Origin of the sequence: Anabaena sp. FACHB-83, assembly GCF_014697485.1 — a bacterium.
Classification (GTDB): Bacteria; Cyanobacteriota; Cyanobacteriia; order Cyanobacteriales; family Nostocaceae; genus Nostoc_B.
In genome coordinates this window covers 72123-92169 of sequence record NZ_JACJRY010000014.1, presented here as the reverse complement: position 1 = coordinate 92169, position 20047 = coordinate 72123, and the positions used below count along the sequence as shown (strand labels likewise).

Sequence of the window (20047 nt, the reverse complement as noted above, 5' to 3'; positions counted from 1 at the left end):
GCTAAGGTACTTGACCATCCACTTTTTCTATTTGGTCTCTAATATCATTCAAATCTATATATCTGTCCGTAGCATTACGCAGCTCTCGCGCAATCATTCCTTCTGTAGATACTACTGTAATATGTGTATTTTTAGAACGTAATAGTTCAATCGCTCGTTCAAAATCACCATCACCACTAAATAAAACTACCCGGTCATACTGGTCTACAGTATTAAACATATCTACGACAATTTCTATATCTAAATTTGCTTTTTGGGAATAGCGGCCGGAAGTATCATCATAGTATTCTTTGAGAATTTTTGTTCGGACTGTGTAACCTAGACTGATAAGAGCATCTCGGAAACCTCGTTGATCTTGGGGGTCTTTTAAGCCCGTGTACCAAAAGGCATTAATTAAAGTCGTCTCTGATTGCTCGTGTTTGAAATATTCTAATACTCGCCGAGGGTCAAAAAACCAGCCATTTTTTTGTTGAGCATAGAACATATTATTTCCGTCTACAAAAATAGACAGACGATTCATAGGGGAACCCATAAAAATTTACACCTAAAATATAGCAATGAATTTAGATTGAACAATAGATTATAGCAACTCTTAAATCATAAATTTGCTAATAGATGGGAACTAGTTTCCCATGTATAGCCTTTATCTTACCTCTTGCAAAGCATAAATTTGACGCAAACATCAACCCAAGCTGCTGGGTGTGGGATAGTTTAACCTCTAACACTATATAAATATGTCATACAATCAAAATCTACCAATAAAGCTGGCTGAGTAACAGCATTCTTAGTGATATAACTGTCAATTTTACTCCTAAAGAGGTAAGGTATATGTCTGAAAGGAGGATATTGGCTAATGCTCATATATACATACAGTTGAGTGAAGTAAAGTTATCTGTTCTGGCAAATGTAGAAATGTGAGGTAACTGGGAACTCAAGGAGAGATTTCAAGTATATTAATCCACATATTGGTTTTCCTGTTAACAAAATTAGGAACTTTTTGGCAAATATCACCTGGAGACAATCAGCCGGAGTCATTTTCAATCCAGCTTCCTGGATAATATTTTTATGAGTCTCACATTGAGTCGTCACAGATGACAGTCTGGCCGCTATCCAATGCAGAATATGAATATCCTGACAACAGGAGATGTTTAACTCAGGAGTGGAACCTCAGAAATCAACAATTAATTGTCGATCTCCAACACCTTTATATCCTTACATCATGAAATCAAGTTTCAGCGACCAATTTGCCACAACCTCAGCCTGTACAGTAGGAATTGCCTGGGTTTGACTCCAGTCAAGTAATCATCAATGCTCAAACTCACTCAACAAATAACTCAGACTGTCTTAGATTTGAAGGCCTTTCCCATTTAGATTTGGCATATTATCCAGAGTCAGAGAAGATAGATTACAAATGTATAAGATTTTCATTTAAGTTTTATTTCAATATGTTTTTAGTAGAAACGAGACTAAATCAACCAATTTGTCTGTAAACCAATTATTAACACGATATGGCAGAAGAACCTACATCTACCTTCAGCAAAAAAAATGTCTCTACTGCCAATACAGCTTCAGGCAAACCCACAAAAGTCACATTGACAGCTTCACAGTCTAAACTTGTGGCTCGCTTAAGTCACTTTTTAGTGGCTGTATCTACCATCGGTTCAGCATTGCTGACTACTTCTGGTGTGGGCTGGGTGAATTTGATGGAGAGTCAGATATTTTCAGCGTTTTTTCAACTGCGGGGTACGATCGCACCACCAGCAGATATCGTGATTTTGGCAATTGACGACCAGTCAATTTCAGTTCCCGAACAGTACTATAATTCAGATCCAAAACAGTATGCCTACCTAGAACCACTGAAATCTTTTCCGTTTAAACGGGCTGCTTATGGACAAATTATCGAAAAATTAGTCAAAGCTGGGGCGCGGGCTGTGGCAGTTGATGTAGTATTTGACACACCCAGTAGCTATGGCAGTGAGGACGATCGCCAACTGCAAGCCGTCTTAAAAAAATATGGCAACAAAGTGACTTTAGCCGCGCTGTATGAGGATTTTGAGAGCCATCAAGGGACTTTTACACAGTTGACGCTACCCCAAGAGATGTTTCAAGTTGGTGGAGTGACAGTTGGTTCTGTAAATTTCCCCTTAGAAGCAGATGGCAAAGTTCATAAATTAGCCAGTGAATTTCCCAAGCTGTTAGCAGCTAATGGAATGTTGACAGAGAAAGCACCTGCTTTTGATGAAGCAGTTTTAGGTGCAGCCCAAGTCAAATATCCCCAGCCAAAAGGCGATCGCATTTATTTTTGGGGTTCAGCCGGAACATTTGAGCAAATTCCCTTATGGTATGTTCTCGACCCTCCAAATTGGCAGAACTATTTGCAGCAAGGTAGAGTTTTTCAAGACAAAATTGTTTTGATTGGCTCTACCGATAAACTCAACAATGATTATCACCCGGTAGCGGCGGTGAATCCCCCCCAGAGAATGGCGGGAGTTGAAATTCATGCCAATGCGATCGCCACTTTAATGCAGAATAAAGCGATCGCCCCAGCAATTTCTAGTTCAACATTGCAAGGATTGTTTGTGCTGATTTTAGTTGGCGCTACCGTCTACATTGCCAATAGAAGCAAGAGCAATATTAAACGCTTTGTGATTAGTTTAGCCGCAGCTAGTATTTGGGGAGGAATTAACTATGTGTGCTTTATACATGGTCAGTTAATTTTTCCCACTGCCATCCCAATGATAGCGATCGCGTTCAATGGATTGTCTTATCTGGGAATAGAAGTTGCTAGAGAAAAATTGCGAACCCGTCAATTAGTCGTAATCTTTCAGAAATATAAAACATCTCCCGTTGTTCAAGAAATTATCAGCCAACAAAACGACTTACAAGACTTACTCCAGAAAAGGGATTTAGCCGTATCTGGCAAAATCCTCGCCGGACGCTACAAAATTGTCAAAGTTCTCGGTTCTGGTGGATTCAGCGAAACCTACATCGCTGAAGATATGCACCGTCCTGGTTATCCACGCTGTGTCGTCAAGCAATTAAAACCAGCCAATACCCAAGCAAAAAGTTTAGAACTTGCCAGACGTTTATTTCATTCCGAAGCCGAAACCCTCGAAAAACTGGGGAATCATCCGCAAATTCCCCAACTTTTGGCTTATTTTGAACAAGATGATGAATTTTATTTAGTTCAGGAATATGTCATAGGTCATTCCTTGATTAAAGAACTACCATCTGGTCAAGGTTTAAGAGAAGCTCAAGTCAGAGAAATTATCAAAGAACTATTACAAATCTTAGTCTTTGTTCACGAAAACGGAGTGATTCATCGAGATATTAAACCCAGTAATATCATGCGCCGCCATACAGATAACAAACTCGTCTTAATAGACTTTGGTGCAGTCAAAGAAGTCTCAGTTCCACAACTAGAAAATTCCGAACAAGCCCCTTTTACAATTGGTATTGGGACAAGAGGCTATGCACCTAGCGAACAATGCTTTGGTCGTCCGCAGTACAGTAGTGATATTTATGCGATCGGGATGATTGGGATTCGCGCCTTAACCGGAATTGCCCCCCATGAAATGAATAGAAATGAGAATGGCGAATGGCAATGGAGAAATCAAGTAATTGTCAGCGATGCCCTAGCTGAGATTTTGGAAAAAACGGTATTAGATGATGTTAAACAACGCTATCAATCAGCCGCAGAAGTGTTAGCAATACTGGATAAATTACCAATTTATCCAGATACGAATCTTTTACCACAAAATGATAATTCAAACTTACCGACTATACCTTGGTTGGAAGATTCGGCAGGGAATTTTTAAACTTCAAAAATAAATATTTTAACCCACAGCATAATCAGTAAACTGACGCATATAAGGCGAATGAAACCCTAAAACAATATCTTGCTTTGGTACACCCAATTCTACTAAATCAGCAGCAATATCATCTTCTGTACCATTCCATTGCAGCCAAATCTTTTCATTTTTAATGTCTAAATGTATGACCGGGCCATAAACACGTCTTCGATTACGCCAACCAACATAAAAAAGCTGATAATGGTCGTGTTCAGTATCAAAAATCAGTTGTACGTCTACATTATCTTCCCCTAAATCTCGCGCTGCATATTCTTTGAGTAATCTTTGGATATACTCTCGATAGATATCTAGCTTTGCCATAGCACAACCTCTTCTTTTTCGTCATCAAAAATCAATAAATTGACTTGACTACGTTGAATGACTGCCTGCACAAATGGCTGTGTCAAAAACTCATCATAAATGAGCCACGGTACCGCTAAGTATAAAACTTGTTCATAGCCAAAGTCAGTTAAAGCATAACGGTAGTTAATATACTGCCCTATAGCTAAATGGAATTCAGCCATCGCAGAAGCACCCAAAAAACTTTTGACTTCAACTGCAATTTTCTGCCCATTGCGTTCAGCTGCAACCAGTTTTTCTGCTCCCAAGTCTATATATAGTTTAGTTGTAGAACTAATCCGAATGCGGAGAGGATCATGTGTAATTAGCCACCCGTCTTTTTGTAGGGCTATTTTAACTGCATCATGAAATTTATCTTTGGCTGACATCCCATACTACTTGTCGCTTTTAAGGGTATTTTAGCAAAGACCTATAGCGGTAATATTTAATTCAAAAAAAGTATAAGGGCGGGTGCGGGGATCGAACCCGCTAGTCCCCGGAGATGGTGGAGACGTTAACCGATAACCCTAAATTCTTCGTCCCAAAGGGCAAGTTACGAACAAGGGATAACCCGCCGAGAAGTATGAAGTATGAAATTTTATACTTCATACTTCACAATTTTTACAACTCACCTGTCGCTAACATTTGGATGATGCGAGGTGTACCAGGGTCGAATCCTGCTAAATCCCAAGAAAGTGGATCTTGGGGATCTACCAAGGTGATGCGGTATGGTGTCAGAGTAACGTATACAGCCTTGACATTGGGATTGATTTTTTTGCGATACTCCTTCAAGGCTTGGCTAGGATGCTTGTAACCAGCCCAGCTTTCTGAGTCAGTCCAGAAGCAGACTACATCAGCTTTGAACTTATTTTGAATCATCCAGTCGTAAGCTACAGAGGCATCTGTACCGCCGAAGTTTTGATTGCTGGCTTTACGCACCGCCGAACTAAAACTATCTTTAGCAGTGATATCTAAGTTCCGAAATTCATTAGCAAAGCCGCGAATCATGTAGTTTTTCTCGGCTTTGGCTGTGACGAGTGCCATTGTGGTGGCTATTTCACAGCAACTTAGTCCCATGTCTGCAACTAAGCTACCCATCGAACCGGAAACGTCTACAGCGTGCATGAAAACTTTGCCTGTGGGTTCTACGACATCAAAAGACAACTCAACGGCTTTCTCTAAGATGTCTACGATGCGAGGAACGGGAGTCCAAGTTTTCTTACTGCGTCCTAGTCTTCCCCCAGACTCGTAAGTTTTGAGGGCTTTTAAAACATCGATTGGGTGAATGCGACCTTTACGCAGATGTTCTTTATTGTTGAGAACTTCTTCAACCCGTAGCAAGTTGGTACTTTCGTCAGCACGTAATACGCCCAGTTCAGTTAATGAACCCAGGTTTCGTAACATTGCACCGATGGGCATTTCTTGAAATAGCAACTGCCAAGCAGCTTTGTCCATATTGCCAACAGGTGCAGCCATTTCGTGGGTTAAGCGTCCTTGCAAAATGGCTTCGTGGGTTTGCCCAGGGTTGCGCTTCAGCCATTCATACCACCAAATCTGCGCCAAAGCTTGTGAGGGTATCTCTGTGGGCAATTCCTCCCAACCTCTGACAACCCATTCAAATAATTGACGGTGATTTTCTGTAGGTGGTTTGACGTGGAATAACCGCAAAGCATCGCGGTGAGTGAAGCCTTGGCGTTGTTGATATTTCAAGAGTTGATAAGCCAAACCTTTGACATCTTCTCTTGATAGCCAAGTTTTACCTGCTTCCCGGACAACTTTACCAAAGCCCCGCAGAGATTTGGTGTAGTTCAACCATTCGTAGAAGTGGCTACCTGTGCGGACAACTTGAGGAAAGATTTCAGCAAAGGCTTGTTTGGCTTCTTTTGTTTCACCCATCGACAGCAAGACCAAAGCCAGGATAGGTGCGCTGTTATTGATAGCTCGTCCATCGCTGGCATAGAGAATTTCTTCCGCAACACGGCTGGGATTTTCGGCAACAGCTTGGTTGACAACCGCTACAAAGTCTTCAGTTAATTCTTGTTTACCAGCATAGTAGGTGCTTTGGGCTGTCCCAACTAACAGACAGCGCCGCAGCATCTTCCATAAGCCAGCATCAAACATCCAGCCACCGGAACGTCCTTGAATCATCTCGGCTTCCCGTCCGGGGATGGGTTGAGTTTGTGGGGTGCTGATTTTGTTTCTGGTAAAGAAGTTGTAGTTCATGGTTTCATCTCCCGGCCCTTGCGGGCAAAAATGAAAGGTGGCAGGGCAGGATTTGAACCTGCGACATCCCGCTTGGAAGGCGATAACCCTCATTCTTCGGCCTTTGCAGGCAAGGGGTGAATAAGGATGTTTAGGCGCTCTACCTACTGAGCTACCTGCCACATAAAAATATGTAATTGTGTCTCACGCAAAGGCGCAGAGACGCAAAGAAGAAAGCAAGAGTTTTGGGTGGCGGAGCAGGATTTGTAGACGCGGTGGCGGCTTTCCGAAGGGTACCTGCGACCTCTCGAACCCTAATCGATAACCCTCAATTCTTCGGCCTTTGCAGGCAAAGAGTGAATAAGGGTAAAGCACTCTACCACTGAGCTACCCGCCACATAAGAATTATTTTTAACTCAGCACTTTGTTGGGTGTAGCGGAGCAGGGTTTTCACCTGCACCTCCAGAATTTTGTCTCAAGGATGTTTAAGTTATTTGCGATAACCCTTGATGTGTCGGCCTTTGCAGGCAAGGGGGGCGCTCTGGTATTTGAGCTATCCGCTACAGTTTTTGGCTAACTCCTTTGGGAATATCAACTTGTAGTATTAATGTAGTATATGTAATTTTAAACGTCAATAGGTTGAGCCAGTGAGAGATAAATATTTTTAACGTCAAGTGCGCTGAGATTTGTTGAATATAAGATGAAATACTTCTTAATGTTTATGTAAAGTTTTTGTTTTTGCTGAGTTTTTTCATCATGCAAAAATTTTTTGCCTATTTTTGCCTTAAATATGGGTTGTTTGGGTTTTAGGTGATGCAAATGAGCGATCGCACACCTGCTTTTTTCCGTAATTTTGCCAAAAGATACAAAAACCAGTCCCAATTTTTGCCAATATAATATATTATTTCCCAAAAAATTCGCTTGGCAAAAATCGGCATGAGTGAAAAAACAATGGAAAGTGGCGGGAAAGGTTTTCTCGTTCTACTTTTGCCAATATCGTTTTTAATAATTTTCCTGGTTTCTACCTGGAGATTTTTGCTGGCGCTGGTTGTTTTGATTATTGGTTTCAATATCTGGCAACAATATCAATGGCAACAATGGTGTCAGCGAGTTAACCCGGTTTTCCATCAGTTAGTTCGGGAAAACCAGGGCAAAATTACACCAATGGACTTGGCAATGCGGGGTAGTTTTCCTGGCCCAACAGCAAAACGCTACCTGGATGGCAAAGCTTCAGAGTTTGGTGCAAGTATAGTCAATGCTGGTTCAGGCAATGAAGTTTATTACTTTATTACTGCCAGTATTTTGGGTAATATTCTTGACAGTAGCGAGCCTGTCAAAACTTTGTCTGCTCAACCTGTAACAACGGCTGCGCGATCGCTTTTAGCACCGCCAGCAACTCAAACACTATTAGCAGAACCAGAAGTTGAATTAGCAGCGCCAGCAACTCATACAGAAGTTAAACCCAATTTAGCAAAACAGTTAGTTTTCGGTTCACTGATTCAATCGGAATTGGCGAAACGGTTGAATGTTTATTCCAGCACTGTCTACAAACGGCGTAATGATCCAGATTTTCCCGAATGGACTCGCAGCCGTGATCCTGATGGTATTGCTTGGAGTTTCTCGGAAAAAACAAAAGAGTTCTTTCCTTTAGAAGAGTCATGAATGATTAGGGGTGAAATCCAATCAGGAGTCAGAATCCAGAATCAAAAATTTATTCTGACTCCTGAGTTCTGACTCTGAATACTTCAAACTTTTAATCCGATCGCTTCGGTGATGGAGTTTAATTTATTCTGCTCTAACTTGGTCAGCAAACCAGTTAAAATTCGGCGCACCATCAAGGGGCCTTCATAAATCCAGCCTGTATAAACTTGAATGAGGCTGGCTCCCGCAGTGATTTTTTCCCAAGCGTCTTCTGCGGAAAATATGCCACCAACCCCGATAATGGGAATTTGCCCTTGGGTTTGCTGCCAAATAAACTTGATAATTTCTGTGGAGCGATCGCGCAATGGCGCACCACTAATTCCGCCAGCTTCATCTTGCGGGGGTTTCCCAGTTGGGTGAATTAGCTGGGTTTTCAAGCCATCACGGCTGATTGTGGTGTTTGTGGCAATAATTCCTGCTAATTGGTAGGTTTTAGCCAAGCTAATAATGTCGGCGATCGCTTCCCATTCTAAATCAGGTGCTATCTTGACAAATATTGGTTTGTGTGTATTGTTTTCTGTTTGTAGTACGTCCAAGATAGAACTGAGCATAGCGGCATCTTGGAGCGATCGCAATCCTGGTGTATTGGGTGAAGAGACATTCACCACAAAATAATCGCCTAATTCTTTGAGTAAGCGGAAACTGTTGAGGTAGTCTGCGGCGGCTGCTTCTAACGGGGTGATTTTCGATTTACCTAAATTTATGCCGATGGGTATTGTATGAGTGAAATCTTTTTGTGCTGCTAACCTAGCAGCCATAATTGCTGCACCTTGATTATTAAAACCCATCCGGTTCAGGACAGCTTGATCTAAAGGTAGGCGAAATAACCTTGGTTGGGGATTTCCTGGTTGGGGGTGAAAAGTCACAGTTCCCAACTCAGCGAAGCCAAAACCAAAGTTAGACCAAATTTTTGCGCCTACCCCATCTTTATCAAAACCGGCGGCTAAACCCAAGGGGTTGGGAAAATTTAGCCCAAACAAATTTTGTTCCAGACGGCGATCGCACAGACACAAAGACTGCTGTAAAGTTTGATTGATTAAACTAGCAGGAGCATGATGATTTTGCGATAACCAATCTAGACTGCTGATAGCCTGCTTATGTAACCACTCCGCATCTGTTTTCAGTAGGTTAAACAGTAGTGGACGAAGGGCAATTTGGTAAATATCCATGTGGGGAAGTTAGGGAGTGGGGAGTTGGGAGTGCTTTCAAGGGCAGGCTTTTTTTATTAGACAAATTTTTGGGCTTTTAAAACCAAAATTATTGTCTGAACAGTTAAAACTACGTTTCATAATTGAGAATATTCTCAACTATTTATCGAAGGTTTAAAAACCTGCCCTTGAAAGAGTTGGGAGTGGGGGATAAGGGAGGGAAGAGGGGACAAGGGAGACAAGGGAGCAGGAGGAGAATTTTGGACTCAGTACTTTTTGAATCCAACATCTAAAATTTAAAATCCAAAATGGTATTAGGTTGCTTTTCTGGGCATCTTATATATTAAAGAGCGATGTCAACTAAAAATCCAATGGGGCAGCCACAAAGACCGATAGCAGCTGAACATACAATCATTGCTTTGGGACGTGTCCTCCAAACCTTGAGGGAAGAGGATAATGTTGATGTTCTGATTGATACTACGATTGCTTATATTCAAGAGCAGTTTGACTACAACTTGGTTTGGATTGCTTTATATGACTTACCAAAACATACATTAGTTGGTAAAGGTGGGGTTGCGCCTGATGGTGATACTAAGTTTTTACGCAAACAGGTGACACTTACTCCCGGCGGACTTTTAGAACAAGTAGTCATTGAACAGCGTCCCTTGGGTGTGGCTGATTTGCGGCTGGAACCTCGCGCAGCTGAATGGCAAGAAATTGGGAAAAAATTTAATATTCAGGGAACGGTTGTTTTACCTATTCGCTATCGAGACCGTTTTTTAGGTTTATTATTATTTGGTTCGGAACGTTGGGGATATTTGTTACCAGGGGATGCCAAAGCTCGTTTGTTAATGGTGTTGGGCGAACTGGGAGCAGTGCTTTATCAACAAGAATTGAATTTACAGCAACAGCAAACAAAGCATCTTGATCAGCCGATATTACACTTATTAGAAAACTTACGTACTCTCAATAATATAGACCAAAAACTGAAAGCAGTTGTGCAAACAACACATCAATTTGTTGCGCCTAGCCGGACAAATATTTACTGGTTTGAGCGCCAAGGGCGTTATTTTTGGTGTCGGATGAGTAATCAACTGGCTAATATTGGTCGGAATAACAGCCAACAGCAACTAGCGGCGGGGATGACAGTCCAGGATTTAAGTGAATTTTATTATGCTTTGTCGGTGAATCAAATTGTTTTGATTGGTGATGAGCGCAGTTCTTTAAAAAGTCATTTTACTGCCAAAGTGTTGGAACGTTTACAGGTGCGATCGCTGTTAGCCGCGCCGATTATGTGGCAAAAAGAACTATTGGGTTTTCTGGCGGTAGAAGCCAATGAACCACGCATTTGGACAGAAGCAGATAAAAACTTTGTTCAAAGTGCGGCTGGGTTAGTTTCTTTAGTTGCGCCTAGCGAAACTATGGATACTACTATCAAGCAAATTCAAGAAGATGCCCAATTAACGAGCCAAGTTGCCCAAGCAATTTATCACGAAGATGACTTGCAAGCAACTTTACGCACCTGTGCCACTAAAGTTTTAACGCGCTTTGCTGCCACTCGTTTTTTACTTTTACAATACAACCCTGATTTAAATAGTTATCAAATTATTTTTCAAACCCAACCCCAAAATCGTCGTCCCCTGACAGTTAGCTTCAATACGCTCAAAGATATGGATGAGCAGATGTTGAAGTCCGCTACCACAGCCGTAGAAGTGCAGAAAGTAGAAGAAGATTTGCGGTTTTTTAACTGGCGACCTTTGTTATTAGAACATGGAATGCGATCGCTGTTGGTTTGTAACTGCGCTCAAGAGCATACACCAAATGCCCTGTTAGTGATTGCCCACGAAACAAATCGGGGTTGGGCAAGCTTAGACAAAGAATTATTGTGGGCTGTCAGTCAACAAATTGGCGTAATTGTCCGCCAGTGGCAATTAAATGCGGAAGTTGAACAACAGCAAAAAATTCTCCATAGTATTCAGCGATGCTTACGTATTCTCGAAAAAACCCAAAATGACACAACTGAGTCGGGTGTAGAACGTCTAGAACGCACCGCCATAGAACAAATCGCCACTGTTCTCCATTCTCCGTTAGCAGTGTTGTTATCTTGGTCGCCGGGGGATAACTTTGCAGAAATTATTCCGAGTGTGATTCATGATAGTCGATTTGCGGTTGTGACCGATCAACCAGTTCCCATTCACACAGAAGCGATAATTCAGTGGGCATTAGCCAAAGATGATTATGTATGTGTGTATGCTGATGATTTACCAGCAGAAACCAGAAAATGGTTAAATGGGCAGAACATTGGTCAAGTTTTAGCGATCGCACTCCGCACTAGTGCTGATTATGCACCCACAGGTGTAGTTTTGGTTGCCGATTACCGAGAACGTTATTGGACAGAACAAAGTCTGAATGCTACAGAGACTTTGGTGACACAATTAGCATGGTCGCGTCGTCAACAACAAATCACCAAACTGCTGGAGTCATCAAACCAAGAATTGCGCCAACTCAACTGGTACAAACATCGTCGCCTCGAAGAAATTCAACGCACTGCCACACAGTTATTCAGCCAAATTGAAGACTTGGGTATTCCCAGTAATGAACTGACACAGACACGTTATAAACTCTTACTGCGGCAATTAGACCATAACACCGCCGCCATGACAGCCCTAGTTAAACTAGAGCAATGGCAATTGCATCAGAGTTCTGAAACTATGCCCATAGCCAGTTTGTTGAAGCGATCGCTCGAACGAGTGGATAATTTACTCAAACAACGTAAACTTTGGGCAGGAGTGCATGGTTTAGGACAATCAGCGACAGATACAGATTCCGGTAATAGTGGAATCTTCCTCAAAGGATTGCAATCTTCCAGTTATCCCTCATCCTTAGCAATTACAGGCGATATCGTTAAATTTGAATTAGTACTATATGAATTATTGATTGTCGCTTGTAACCGTTCTCAAAGTGGCGGCAGAATTGATATTTGGTGTCGTCGCTTAGAAGAAAAATTGCTAGAAATCTCAATTACAGATCATGGAATGATTGAACCGCCTTTATTAGCGGCACTACAACATCAAATACCCAAAGATATACTAGCCCGTTCTTACCTCAACCAACCACCAGCTTTACACCTGCTAATTTGTCAACAACTCACACAACAGTTAGGCGGAACCCTAGATTTTTATCAGTTACCAGATTATCGGGTAGTTAGTCGTTTAGTTTTACCTTTAGCTGATTGAAGAAAGAAAGGGTGAATGGGTATAGGGGTGAAGGGGTGTATGTATTCAAAACCCTTCACCCTCACACCCCTAAACCCTTCTTAACAAACAACCTTTGTAAATCAGTCTTGTTCCAGCTCTACATTAAAGTTAAATGGATACAAGCTGGATGGGTTTAAGATGGCTGTGAAAACAAAGCATCAATTTTCATTTGAGTGGCAGCAAAAGCGTTATGCGATCGCTTACGATACAGTCGGTCAGGGTAAACCTGTATTGCTGTTACCTGCTTTTAGCACGGTTTCTAGCCGTGGGGAAATGCAAGGAATTGCTGAGAGAATTGCCCATTGCTATCAAGCAGTAACACTCGATTGGTTGGGATTTGGTGAATCTGAACGCCCTGCTTTAGATTATCAACCGACGCTGTTACAGCAGATGCTTCAGGCCTTTGTCCAACAAACTTTCTCGGAACCAGTGGCGATCATTGCGGCTGGTCATACGGCTGGCTATGCCTTGCAACTGGCTCAACAACAACCCCAGACTTGCTCTAGCATAATTTTAGTTGCGCCTACTTGGCGTGGCCCTTTACCCACAATGGGCGTACCCAAACCACTAGCAACAGCAGTCCGACAACTGGTCAGATTTCCCGTGATTGGTCAAGGACTTTATCAAGGAAATACAACCAAAGGCTTTTTGCGGCTGATGTATGGTAGGCATGTTTATGCAGATAAATCACACCTCACACCAGAGTTTATTGAGCAGAAACAGCAAATTACTCGACAACCAGGGGCGCGATTTGCCCCAGCGGCCTTTGTGACAGGTGGACTTGATCCAGTGCGCGATCGCCAAGAATTTCTCACATTACTGCAATCTTCACCTGTGCCTGTGCTGTTAATTTTAGCAGCACAAGCCCCTCCCTATTCCAAACAAGAAATGACTGCAATGGCCGCAATTCCAAAAATTCAATCATTAACTCTACCTGGCACATTAGGAATGTCTGAAGAATATGCAGCCGAAGTTGCACAAGCTATATTACCCTTTTTAGATGCTAATATCCCCCATAATTCAGGAGTGAGGAGTTAGAATTTAGTCTCCCATTGAAGAATTCAGGAGTCAGAATCAATCAGGAGGAGATTCAGACTCACCGATGATTGTAGAGTGCAAAATCTTCTATTTTCTGGGATCTTTAACCTATAGCAATCCTAAATTATTTGTGAAATTCCTTTTCTTTCCCTTCCTCTCCTTCTTTGCGTCCTTTGCGGTACCCTACCTTTCGGGAACGCCTGACGGCGAACGGGAAGCCGCTTCGCGTCTACGTTAAAAAGAATATTTTTTCACAACTCAGACAGGATTGCTATATAGGAATCATATTTGATTTCTGAAAACAATCAGCACACCCACAAAATGCTCTTTTCTACTCCCGACTCCCGATTCCCCACTCCCAGCTTTTACAGATAATTTCAACAATCAAAGCGGATTCCTACAGTCATTCATAGGCGGCTGACCACAGAATTTAATTCTGGATTCTGACTCCTGACTGCTGAATTCTGTTTGATAACAAAATGCCAATCGTAGGCTTTACTAGTTATCTTTAAAATTGCAACGATCTACTGAGAAAAATCTTACTGTTCACAATAATTAAACTAAGGGAATAATAAATTTGTTAATGTCTGCTATGCCAATTATGTACTGAGGTATGTGGAAATGAATACACCTGTGGATATAACAGCAAAAATTCCTGGCTACCAACTGATAGAACAAATTTATTCTGGTTCTAGAACAGTAGTTTACCGAGGTATTCGCACAGTAGACGACCAACCTGTAGTAATTAAATTACTCAATCGAGAGTTTCCCAGTTTTAGCGAACTTTTGCAATTTCAAAATCAGTACACCATCACGAAAGAACTTGATTTTTCTGGGATTGTTCGTCCTTTAAGTTTAGACACATATCGAAATAGCTATGCCTTCGTGATGGAAGATTTTGGAGGCTTGTCATTACGAGAATATTTGAACAATCAAAGATTAACATTGCTGGAGTTCTTAATTATTGCTTTGCAAATGTGTGATATTCTTCATTACCTGTATCAAAATCGGGTAATTCACAAAGATATTAAGCCAGCCAATATATTAATTAATCCCCAAACCCACGAAATTAAACTTATCGATTTTAGCATTGCTTCGCTGTTACCTAAAGAAACTCAAACACTGATTAGCCCGAATATTTTAGAAGGAACTCTGGCTTATTTATCTCCAGAACAAACTGGCAGAATGAATCGCGGAATTGATTATCGCAGTGATTTTTATGCTTTAGGAGTGACATTTTTTGAACTGTTAACCGGAGAATTACCTTTCAACAGTGAAGATCCAATGGAGTTGGTGCATTGTCATATTGCGAAAATGCCGACTAGTCTAGAAGGTAGAAGAGAAGAGATACCAAAAGTTTTAGGCGATATTGTGATGAAACTGATGGCGAAAAATGCCGAAGACCGCTATCAGAGTGCTTTAGGATTAAAACATGATTTAGAAATTTGCTTGTCGCATTTGCAAGCAACTGGGACAATTGTCAACTTTGAAATTGCTGAGTGGGATATTTGCGATCTCTTCATCATCCCTGAAAAATTATACGGCCGAGAAAAGGAAGTTGAGCAAATTCTAGCAGCATTTGAGCGAGTAGCTACAGTTCACGACTCATCTCGTTTTCGCAGTGAATTAGTCTTGGTTGCTGGTTTCTCTGGTATTGGTAAAACAGCCGTTGTCAACGAAGTGCATAAACCAATTGTTAGACAACGTAGTTATTTTATTAAAGGTAAATTTGACCAATTTAACCGCAATATTCCTTTTTCAGCTTTTGTGCAAGCACTCAGCGATTTAATGCGGCAGTTATTAACTGAAACTGACCAACAATTACAAACATGGCAAGCTAAAATTCTCCAAGCGTTAGGCGAAAATGGTCAAGTAATTGTGGATGTGATTCCCGAATTAGCCAAAATTATTGGTCAACAACCACCTATACAAGAATTATCTGGGACGGCGGCGCAATATCGCTTTAATTTATTATTACAAAAATTCATTCAAATATTTGCAACTCAAGAACATCCTTTAGTAATATTTTTAGATGATTTACAATGGGCTGATTTAGCTTCTTTACAGCTAATTAAACTCTTAATGAGTGAAGTCGATAGTAGTTTTCTACTATTAATTGGGGCTTATCGAGATAATGAAGTATTTCCTGGACATCCTTTAATGTTGACATTAGAGGAAATTCACAAAAGTAATTCCAGAATTAATCCAATTAACTTACAACCTCTCAGCGAAGCAAATTTCAATCAGTTAGTGGCTGATACATTAGGTTGTACAGCAGAATTATCTTTACCACTGGCTCATCTGATATATCAAAAAACTCAAGGTAATCCATTTTTTAGTACGCAATTTCTCAAAGCTTTACACCAAGATGGACTAATTTACTTTGATTTTAATCAAGGTTTATGGCAATGTTATATTACTCAAATTAGCCAGCGATCGCTAACTGACGATGTGGTTGAATTTATGGCGATGCAGTTACGAAAACTGCCAGCATCTACACAAGAAATATTGCAACTAGCTGCTTGTATCGGCAATCAATTCGATTTAAAAACCTTAGCAATTGTTTGTCAAAAATCAGACCGAGAGGCGGCAGCGGATTTGTGGGAAGCCTTACAAGCAGGATTAATCTTACCCCAAAGTGAAGTTTATAAATTTTTTGTAGGTACAGATAATCAAAATTCAACTGCACAAAACTCTCAATCTGTTACCTATAAATTTCTCCATGACCGCGTTCAGCAAGCGGCATATTCATTAATTCCTGATGAACAAAAGCAAGCCAATCATTTGCAAATTGGCAGACTCTTACTCCAAGATATTGCTGATGAGCAGCAGGAAGAAAGCATTTTTGCAATTGTTGGGCAGATGAATTTAGGACAGAGTTTAATTACTGACGTAAATGAAAAATTTTTACTAGCAAAATGTAACCTCAAAGCTAGTCAAAAAGCCATCGTTGCCACAGCTTATACTAGTGCTTTGGATTATGCCAGGAGTGGCTTAGAATTATTAAATGAATCTGCCTGGAATGACCAGTATTTATTAACTCTCAATCTCTATAATTTAGCGGCGGAATCAGCTTATTTATCAGGTAATATTACAGCAATGGAGGGTTATGCCCAAGAAATTCAACTAAATGCACAAACCCTCACTGATACTGTCAAAATTACCGAAGTCAAACTCGAAGCTTACACCAATCAAGGTCAATTTGTGTTTGCCATTGAGATGGCATTAGATTTACTGAATAATTTAGGCATTGATTTACCGAAACAACCTGCACCAGCAGAAATTCCCGCCGCTTTTCAAGCGATCGCCCTGCAACTAAATGGGCGATCGGCGGCTGAGTTACTAACTCTTCCACCGATGACTGATGCAATAGCCTTAGCTGCTATGCGGATTTTAGTTGAGGTTGGGGCTGCTACCTATGCTTGTCAGCCAGAGTTATTTCCTCTGGTGACTTTGAAACAACTAGAATTATCACTCCAGTATGGTAATGCCAATACTTCTGTAAGTGGCTATGTTGGTTATGGGCTGTTGTTGTGTGGGGTACTGGAAGACTTTTCCACAGGTTATGAGTTTGGACAACTAGCACTCAACCTCTGTGAACAATTACATGAACAAGAGTTTTATGGACGTACACTCGTTCTTGTCAATTTTTCTATTAAATTCTGCACTCATCATCTCCAACAAACTCTTGCACCCTTACAAGAAGGATACAACCGCAGTCTAGAAGTAGGAGACTTGGTATTTGCGGGTTTTGCTGGGTTTACTTATTGTGCCAACTCTTATTTTACTGGGCAGCCTTTAAACGAACTAATTCAAAATATCAATACATACAGTCAAGGTATCCAACAAATTCATCAGCAAACAGCTTTAAATTTTATCAAAACCTATGAACAAACAGTGTTAAATCTCTTAGGAAATGCGGCTAATCCTGTTGTTTTGACTGGGGAAGCAATGGACGAAGCAAGTATGTTGACAACACTGCATCAACTTGGTGATAACTCAGGATTGTGGTTTTTGTTAACAAACAAAGTGTATTTGTGTTTCCTGTTTGGAGAATATTCTCAAGCTGTAGATGTAGCCCAACAGGCTAAACAATTTTTAGGAGGCGGGGCTGGGACATTCAGTGTAACTCTGTTGTATTTTTATGAATCACTGGCACTGTTAGCGACATCAGGTAATGCTGAAATTATCGCAGCTAATCAAGAAATGCTGCGGAAAAGGGCGTTGCCTGCACCAATGAATTTTCAACATAAGTATGACTTAATTCAAGCCGAACAGCATCGAGTATTAGATCAAAAACTGGAGGCGATGGAATTATACGATCGCGCTATTGCCGGCGCAAAAGCAAATGGCTATCTTCAAGAAGAAGCCTTAGCGAATGAATTGGCGGCAAAATTTTATCTTGATTGGGGTAAGGAAACAGTCGCCCAAGCATATCTACAGCAAGCATATTACTGCTATGCTCATTGGGGTGCCAAAGCCAAAACAGACGATTTAGAACAAAAATATCCCCACCTGCTGCAACATATTCTGCAACAGCGAAGACTTAACCTGAATCTGCAAGAAACCATCAGCAACGCTACTATTGCTACATATACTCAGCAAACTTCTACTTCTCATAGCAGCAACTTTTCTGACAGTCTAGATTTCGGCGCTATTCTCAAGGCTTCAAGGGTGTTATTAAGTGCAATCAAACTTGAGGAATTGATTACAAATTTAATGCAAGTGTTATTGCAAAATTCTGGAGCACAGAAAATAGCATTGGTATTGTCAGAAAATGTCGATTGGGTTGTGGCATCTATAGCAACCATTGAGGATGTCGAGACTTCTATTTTCTCACCCCATGCTCTCGACAGCAGTGATGATGTCCCCATTAAAATGATTTATGCAGCTAAACACACCCTGCAACCAATTATTATTCACAACATCACTAAAGAAAATACCTGGGTGACAGATAGTTATATTCAGCAACATTCACCCAAGAGTATTGTTTGTACTCCGATTATTAATCAGGGTAAATTAATTGGTGTTTTGTATTTAGAAAATAGTTTAACCAGCGAAGTCTTTACTAGCGATCGCATCGAAATTATCAACTTACTCTGCACTCAAGCGGCGATTGCTTTAGAAAATGCCCGGTTGTATCGAGATGCTCAAAACTATGCTCTACAATTAGAACAATCTTTAGCACAACAGCAAGCCAGCCAAGCTCAATTTCGCAATCTTGCAGATAACATTCCTGGTGTGGTTTATAAGTTCCGGCTTGCGCCTGATGGTGCGGTTTCTGTTCCTTATATTAGTTCTGGTTGTTATGAACTGTATGGCGTAGATCCAGAAGAGGTGATGGCAGGTAGACAAGCCCTTTACACTCTACACCATCCTGAAGATGACCCATTTATTGCCCAGGCAATTGCTGAATCTGCCCAAAATTTAACACCGTTTGAGCAAGAGTGGCGAATTATTTTACCTTCGGGAACAGTGAAATGGATTCAATCAAATGCGCGTCCCGAACTGCAAGCCGACGGCGCAATTATCTGGGATGGGGTGGTAATTGATGTGAGCGATCGCAAACTTGCAGAAATCGCACTCAAACAAAAATCTCAGGAATTAAAACAAGCACTCTCTAATTTGCAACAAGCTCAAATACAAATCGTCCAAAGTGAAAAAATGTCAGCGTTGGGTAATTTAGTCGCGGGAGTCGCCCATGAAATGAATAATCCTTTGGGTTTTATTGTTGCCAGCCTCAAACAAGTTAAACCAATTCTTGCAGATATATTTAACCACTTGAAGTTATATCAAGATAGCTTCCCCGATGCAAATCCAGAGATTTTTAAACATGCCGAAGTAATTGACTTGGAATATAGTTTAGAAGATTTACCTAAAATTATAGATGCAATGGTGATTGCCTGCGATCGCTTAAAGAATATTAGCACTAGCCTGCGGACATTTTCCCGCGCGGATCAAGATTACAAAGTAAAATTTAACTTACATGAAGGTATTAATAGCACCATTTTAATTCTCAAGCATCGCCTCAAAGCTAGTAACCAACGTCCAGCCATTGAAGTGCTCACTAATTATGGTGATTTACCTCAAATCTACTGTTTTCCTGGGCAATTAAATCAGGTATTTATGAATATCCTGGCTAATGCGATTGATGCCTTAGAAGAAGCAAGTATTGGCAAAACAGTTTCTGAAATTAAAGCTCATCCTAATTGCATTACAATTACGACGGCAATAGTAGATAAATATGTCAATATTTCCATTGCTGATAATGCTAATGGCATGGGTGAAGACATCAAACAAAAAATATTTGACCATTTATTTACTACCAAATCTGTGGGTAAAGGTACAGGTTTAGGATTGGCGATCGCACGTCAAATCGTGGAGGAAACCCACGGTGGTAAGTTAACTTGCCACTCCACTTTAAGTAAAGGTACTGAGTTTGTGATTCAACTTCCAGTGTAAATTTCGTCCAAAAACTTAAATAGCTTGCTATATCTGGGAATACTAAATC

The 20047-nt window shown here is 40.9% G+C and carries 10 protein-coding genes and 1 tRNA gene; 5 read left to right on the top strand and 6 right to left on the bottom strand.

Going from position 1 to position 20047, the window contains the following annotated elements:
* Position 1: 1 nt before the first annotated feature.
* Positions 2-532: an NYN domain-containing protein gene (locus tag H6G79_RS17950; protein ID WP_015114631.1), complete on the bottom strand. Its 531-nt coding sequence runs from the start codon at positions 530-532 to the stop codon at positions 2-4.
* A gap of 976 nt (positions 533-1508) precedes the next feature.
* Here H6G79_RS17950 and H6G79_RS17945 point away from each other — a divergent pair.
* Positions 1509-3818: a CHASE2 domain-containing serine/threonine-protein kinase gene (locus tag H6G79_RS17945; protein WP_190590799.1), complete on the top strand. Its 2310-nt coding sequence runs from the start codon at positions 1509-1511 to the stop codon at positions 3816-3818.
* An 18-nt stretch (positions 3819-3836) separates the two neighbouring features.
* On the opposite strand, the gene H6G79_RS17940 is transcribed toward H6G79_RS17945, so the two are convergent.
* From H6G79_RS17940 to H6G79_RS17925, 4 genes are all read right to left on the bottom strand, one after another.
* Positions 3837-4172, bottom strand: a complete 336-nt coding sequence (locus H6G79_RS17940; RefSeq protein WP_190590801.1) for a XisI protein — start codon at positions 4170-4172, stop codon at positions 3837-3839.
* A complete protein-coding gene (locus tag H6G79_RS17935) occupies positions 4160-4579 on the bottom strand; it encodes a XisH family protein (protein ID WP_190590803.1) in 420 nt (139 codons plus the stop codon). Before H6G79_RS17935 ends, H6G79_RS17940 begins: the two co-directional genes overlap by 13 nt.
* Before the next feature lie 232 nt (positions 4580-4811).
* Entirely contained in the window at positions 4812-6413 is a 1602-nt protein-coding gene (locus H6G79_RS17930; RefSeq protein ID WP_190590805.1) for a TROVE domain-containing protein, read from the bottom strand.
* Between the two features lie 37 nt (positions 6414-6450).
* A tRNA-OTHER gene (locus tag H6G79_RS17925) sits at positions 6451-6574 on the bottom strand.
* A 754-nt stretch (positions 6575-7328) separates the two neighbouring features.
* On the opposite strand from H6G79_RS17925, the gene H6G79_RS17920 reads away from it, so the two are divergent.
* Positions 7329-8054: a hypothetical protein gene (locus H6G79_RS17920; RefSeq protein WP_190590807.1), complete on the top strand. Its 726-nt coding sequence runs from the start codon at positions 7329-7331 to the stop codon at positions 8052-8054.
* 83 nt (positions 8055-8137) lie between these two features.
* Here H6G79_RS17920 and H6G79_RS17915 read toward each other — a convergent pair whose 3' ends face one another.
* The gene (locus tag H6G79_RS17915) at positions 8138-9262 is read right to left on the bottom strand and encodes a quinone-dependent dihydroorotate dehydrogenase (RefSeq protein ID WP_190590808.1); all 1125 of its coding nucleotides are present in this window, start codon (positions 9260-9262) and stop codon (positions 8138-8140) included.
* 350 nt (positions 9263-9612) lie between these two features.
* On the opposite strand from H6G79_RS17915, the gene H6G79_RS17910 reads away from it, so the two are divergent.
* From H6G79_RS17910 to H6G79_RS17900, 3 genes are all read left to right on the top strand, one after another.
* On the top strand, positions 9613-12477 hold the full coding sequence (locus tag H6G79_RS17910) for a GAF domain-containing protein (protein WP_190590866.1): 2865 nt from the start codon (positions 9613-9615) through the stop codon (positions 12475-12477).
* A gap of 159 nt (positions 12478-12636) precedes the next feature.
* The gene (locus H6G79_RS17905; protein WP_190590810.1) at positions 12637-13536 is read left to right on the top strand and encodes an alpha/beta fold hydrolase; all 900 of its coding nucleotides are present in this window, start codon (positions 12637-12639) and stop codon (positions 13534-13536) included.
* A 621-nt stretch (positions 13537-14157) separates the two neighbouring features.
* Positions 14158-19998 (top strand): ATP-binding sensor histidine kinase, encoded by a 5841-nt coding sequence (locus H6G79_RS17900; RefSeq protein WP_190590812.1) that lies wholly within the window; start codon positions 14158-14160, stop codon positions 19996-19998.
* Positions 19999-20047 lie beyond the last annotated feature (49 nt).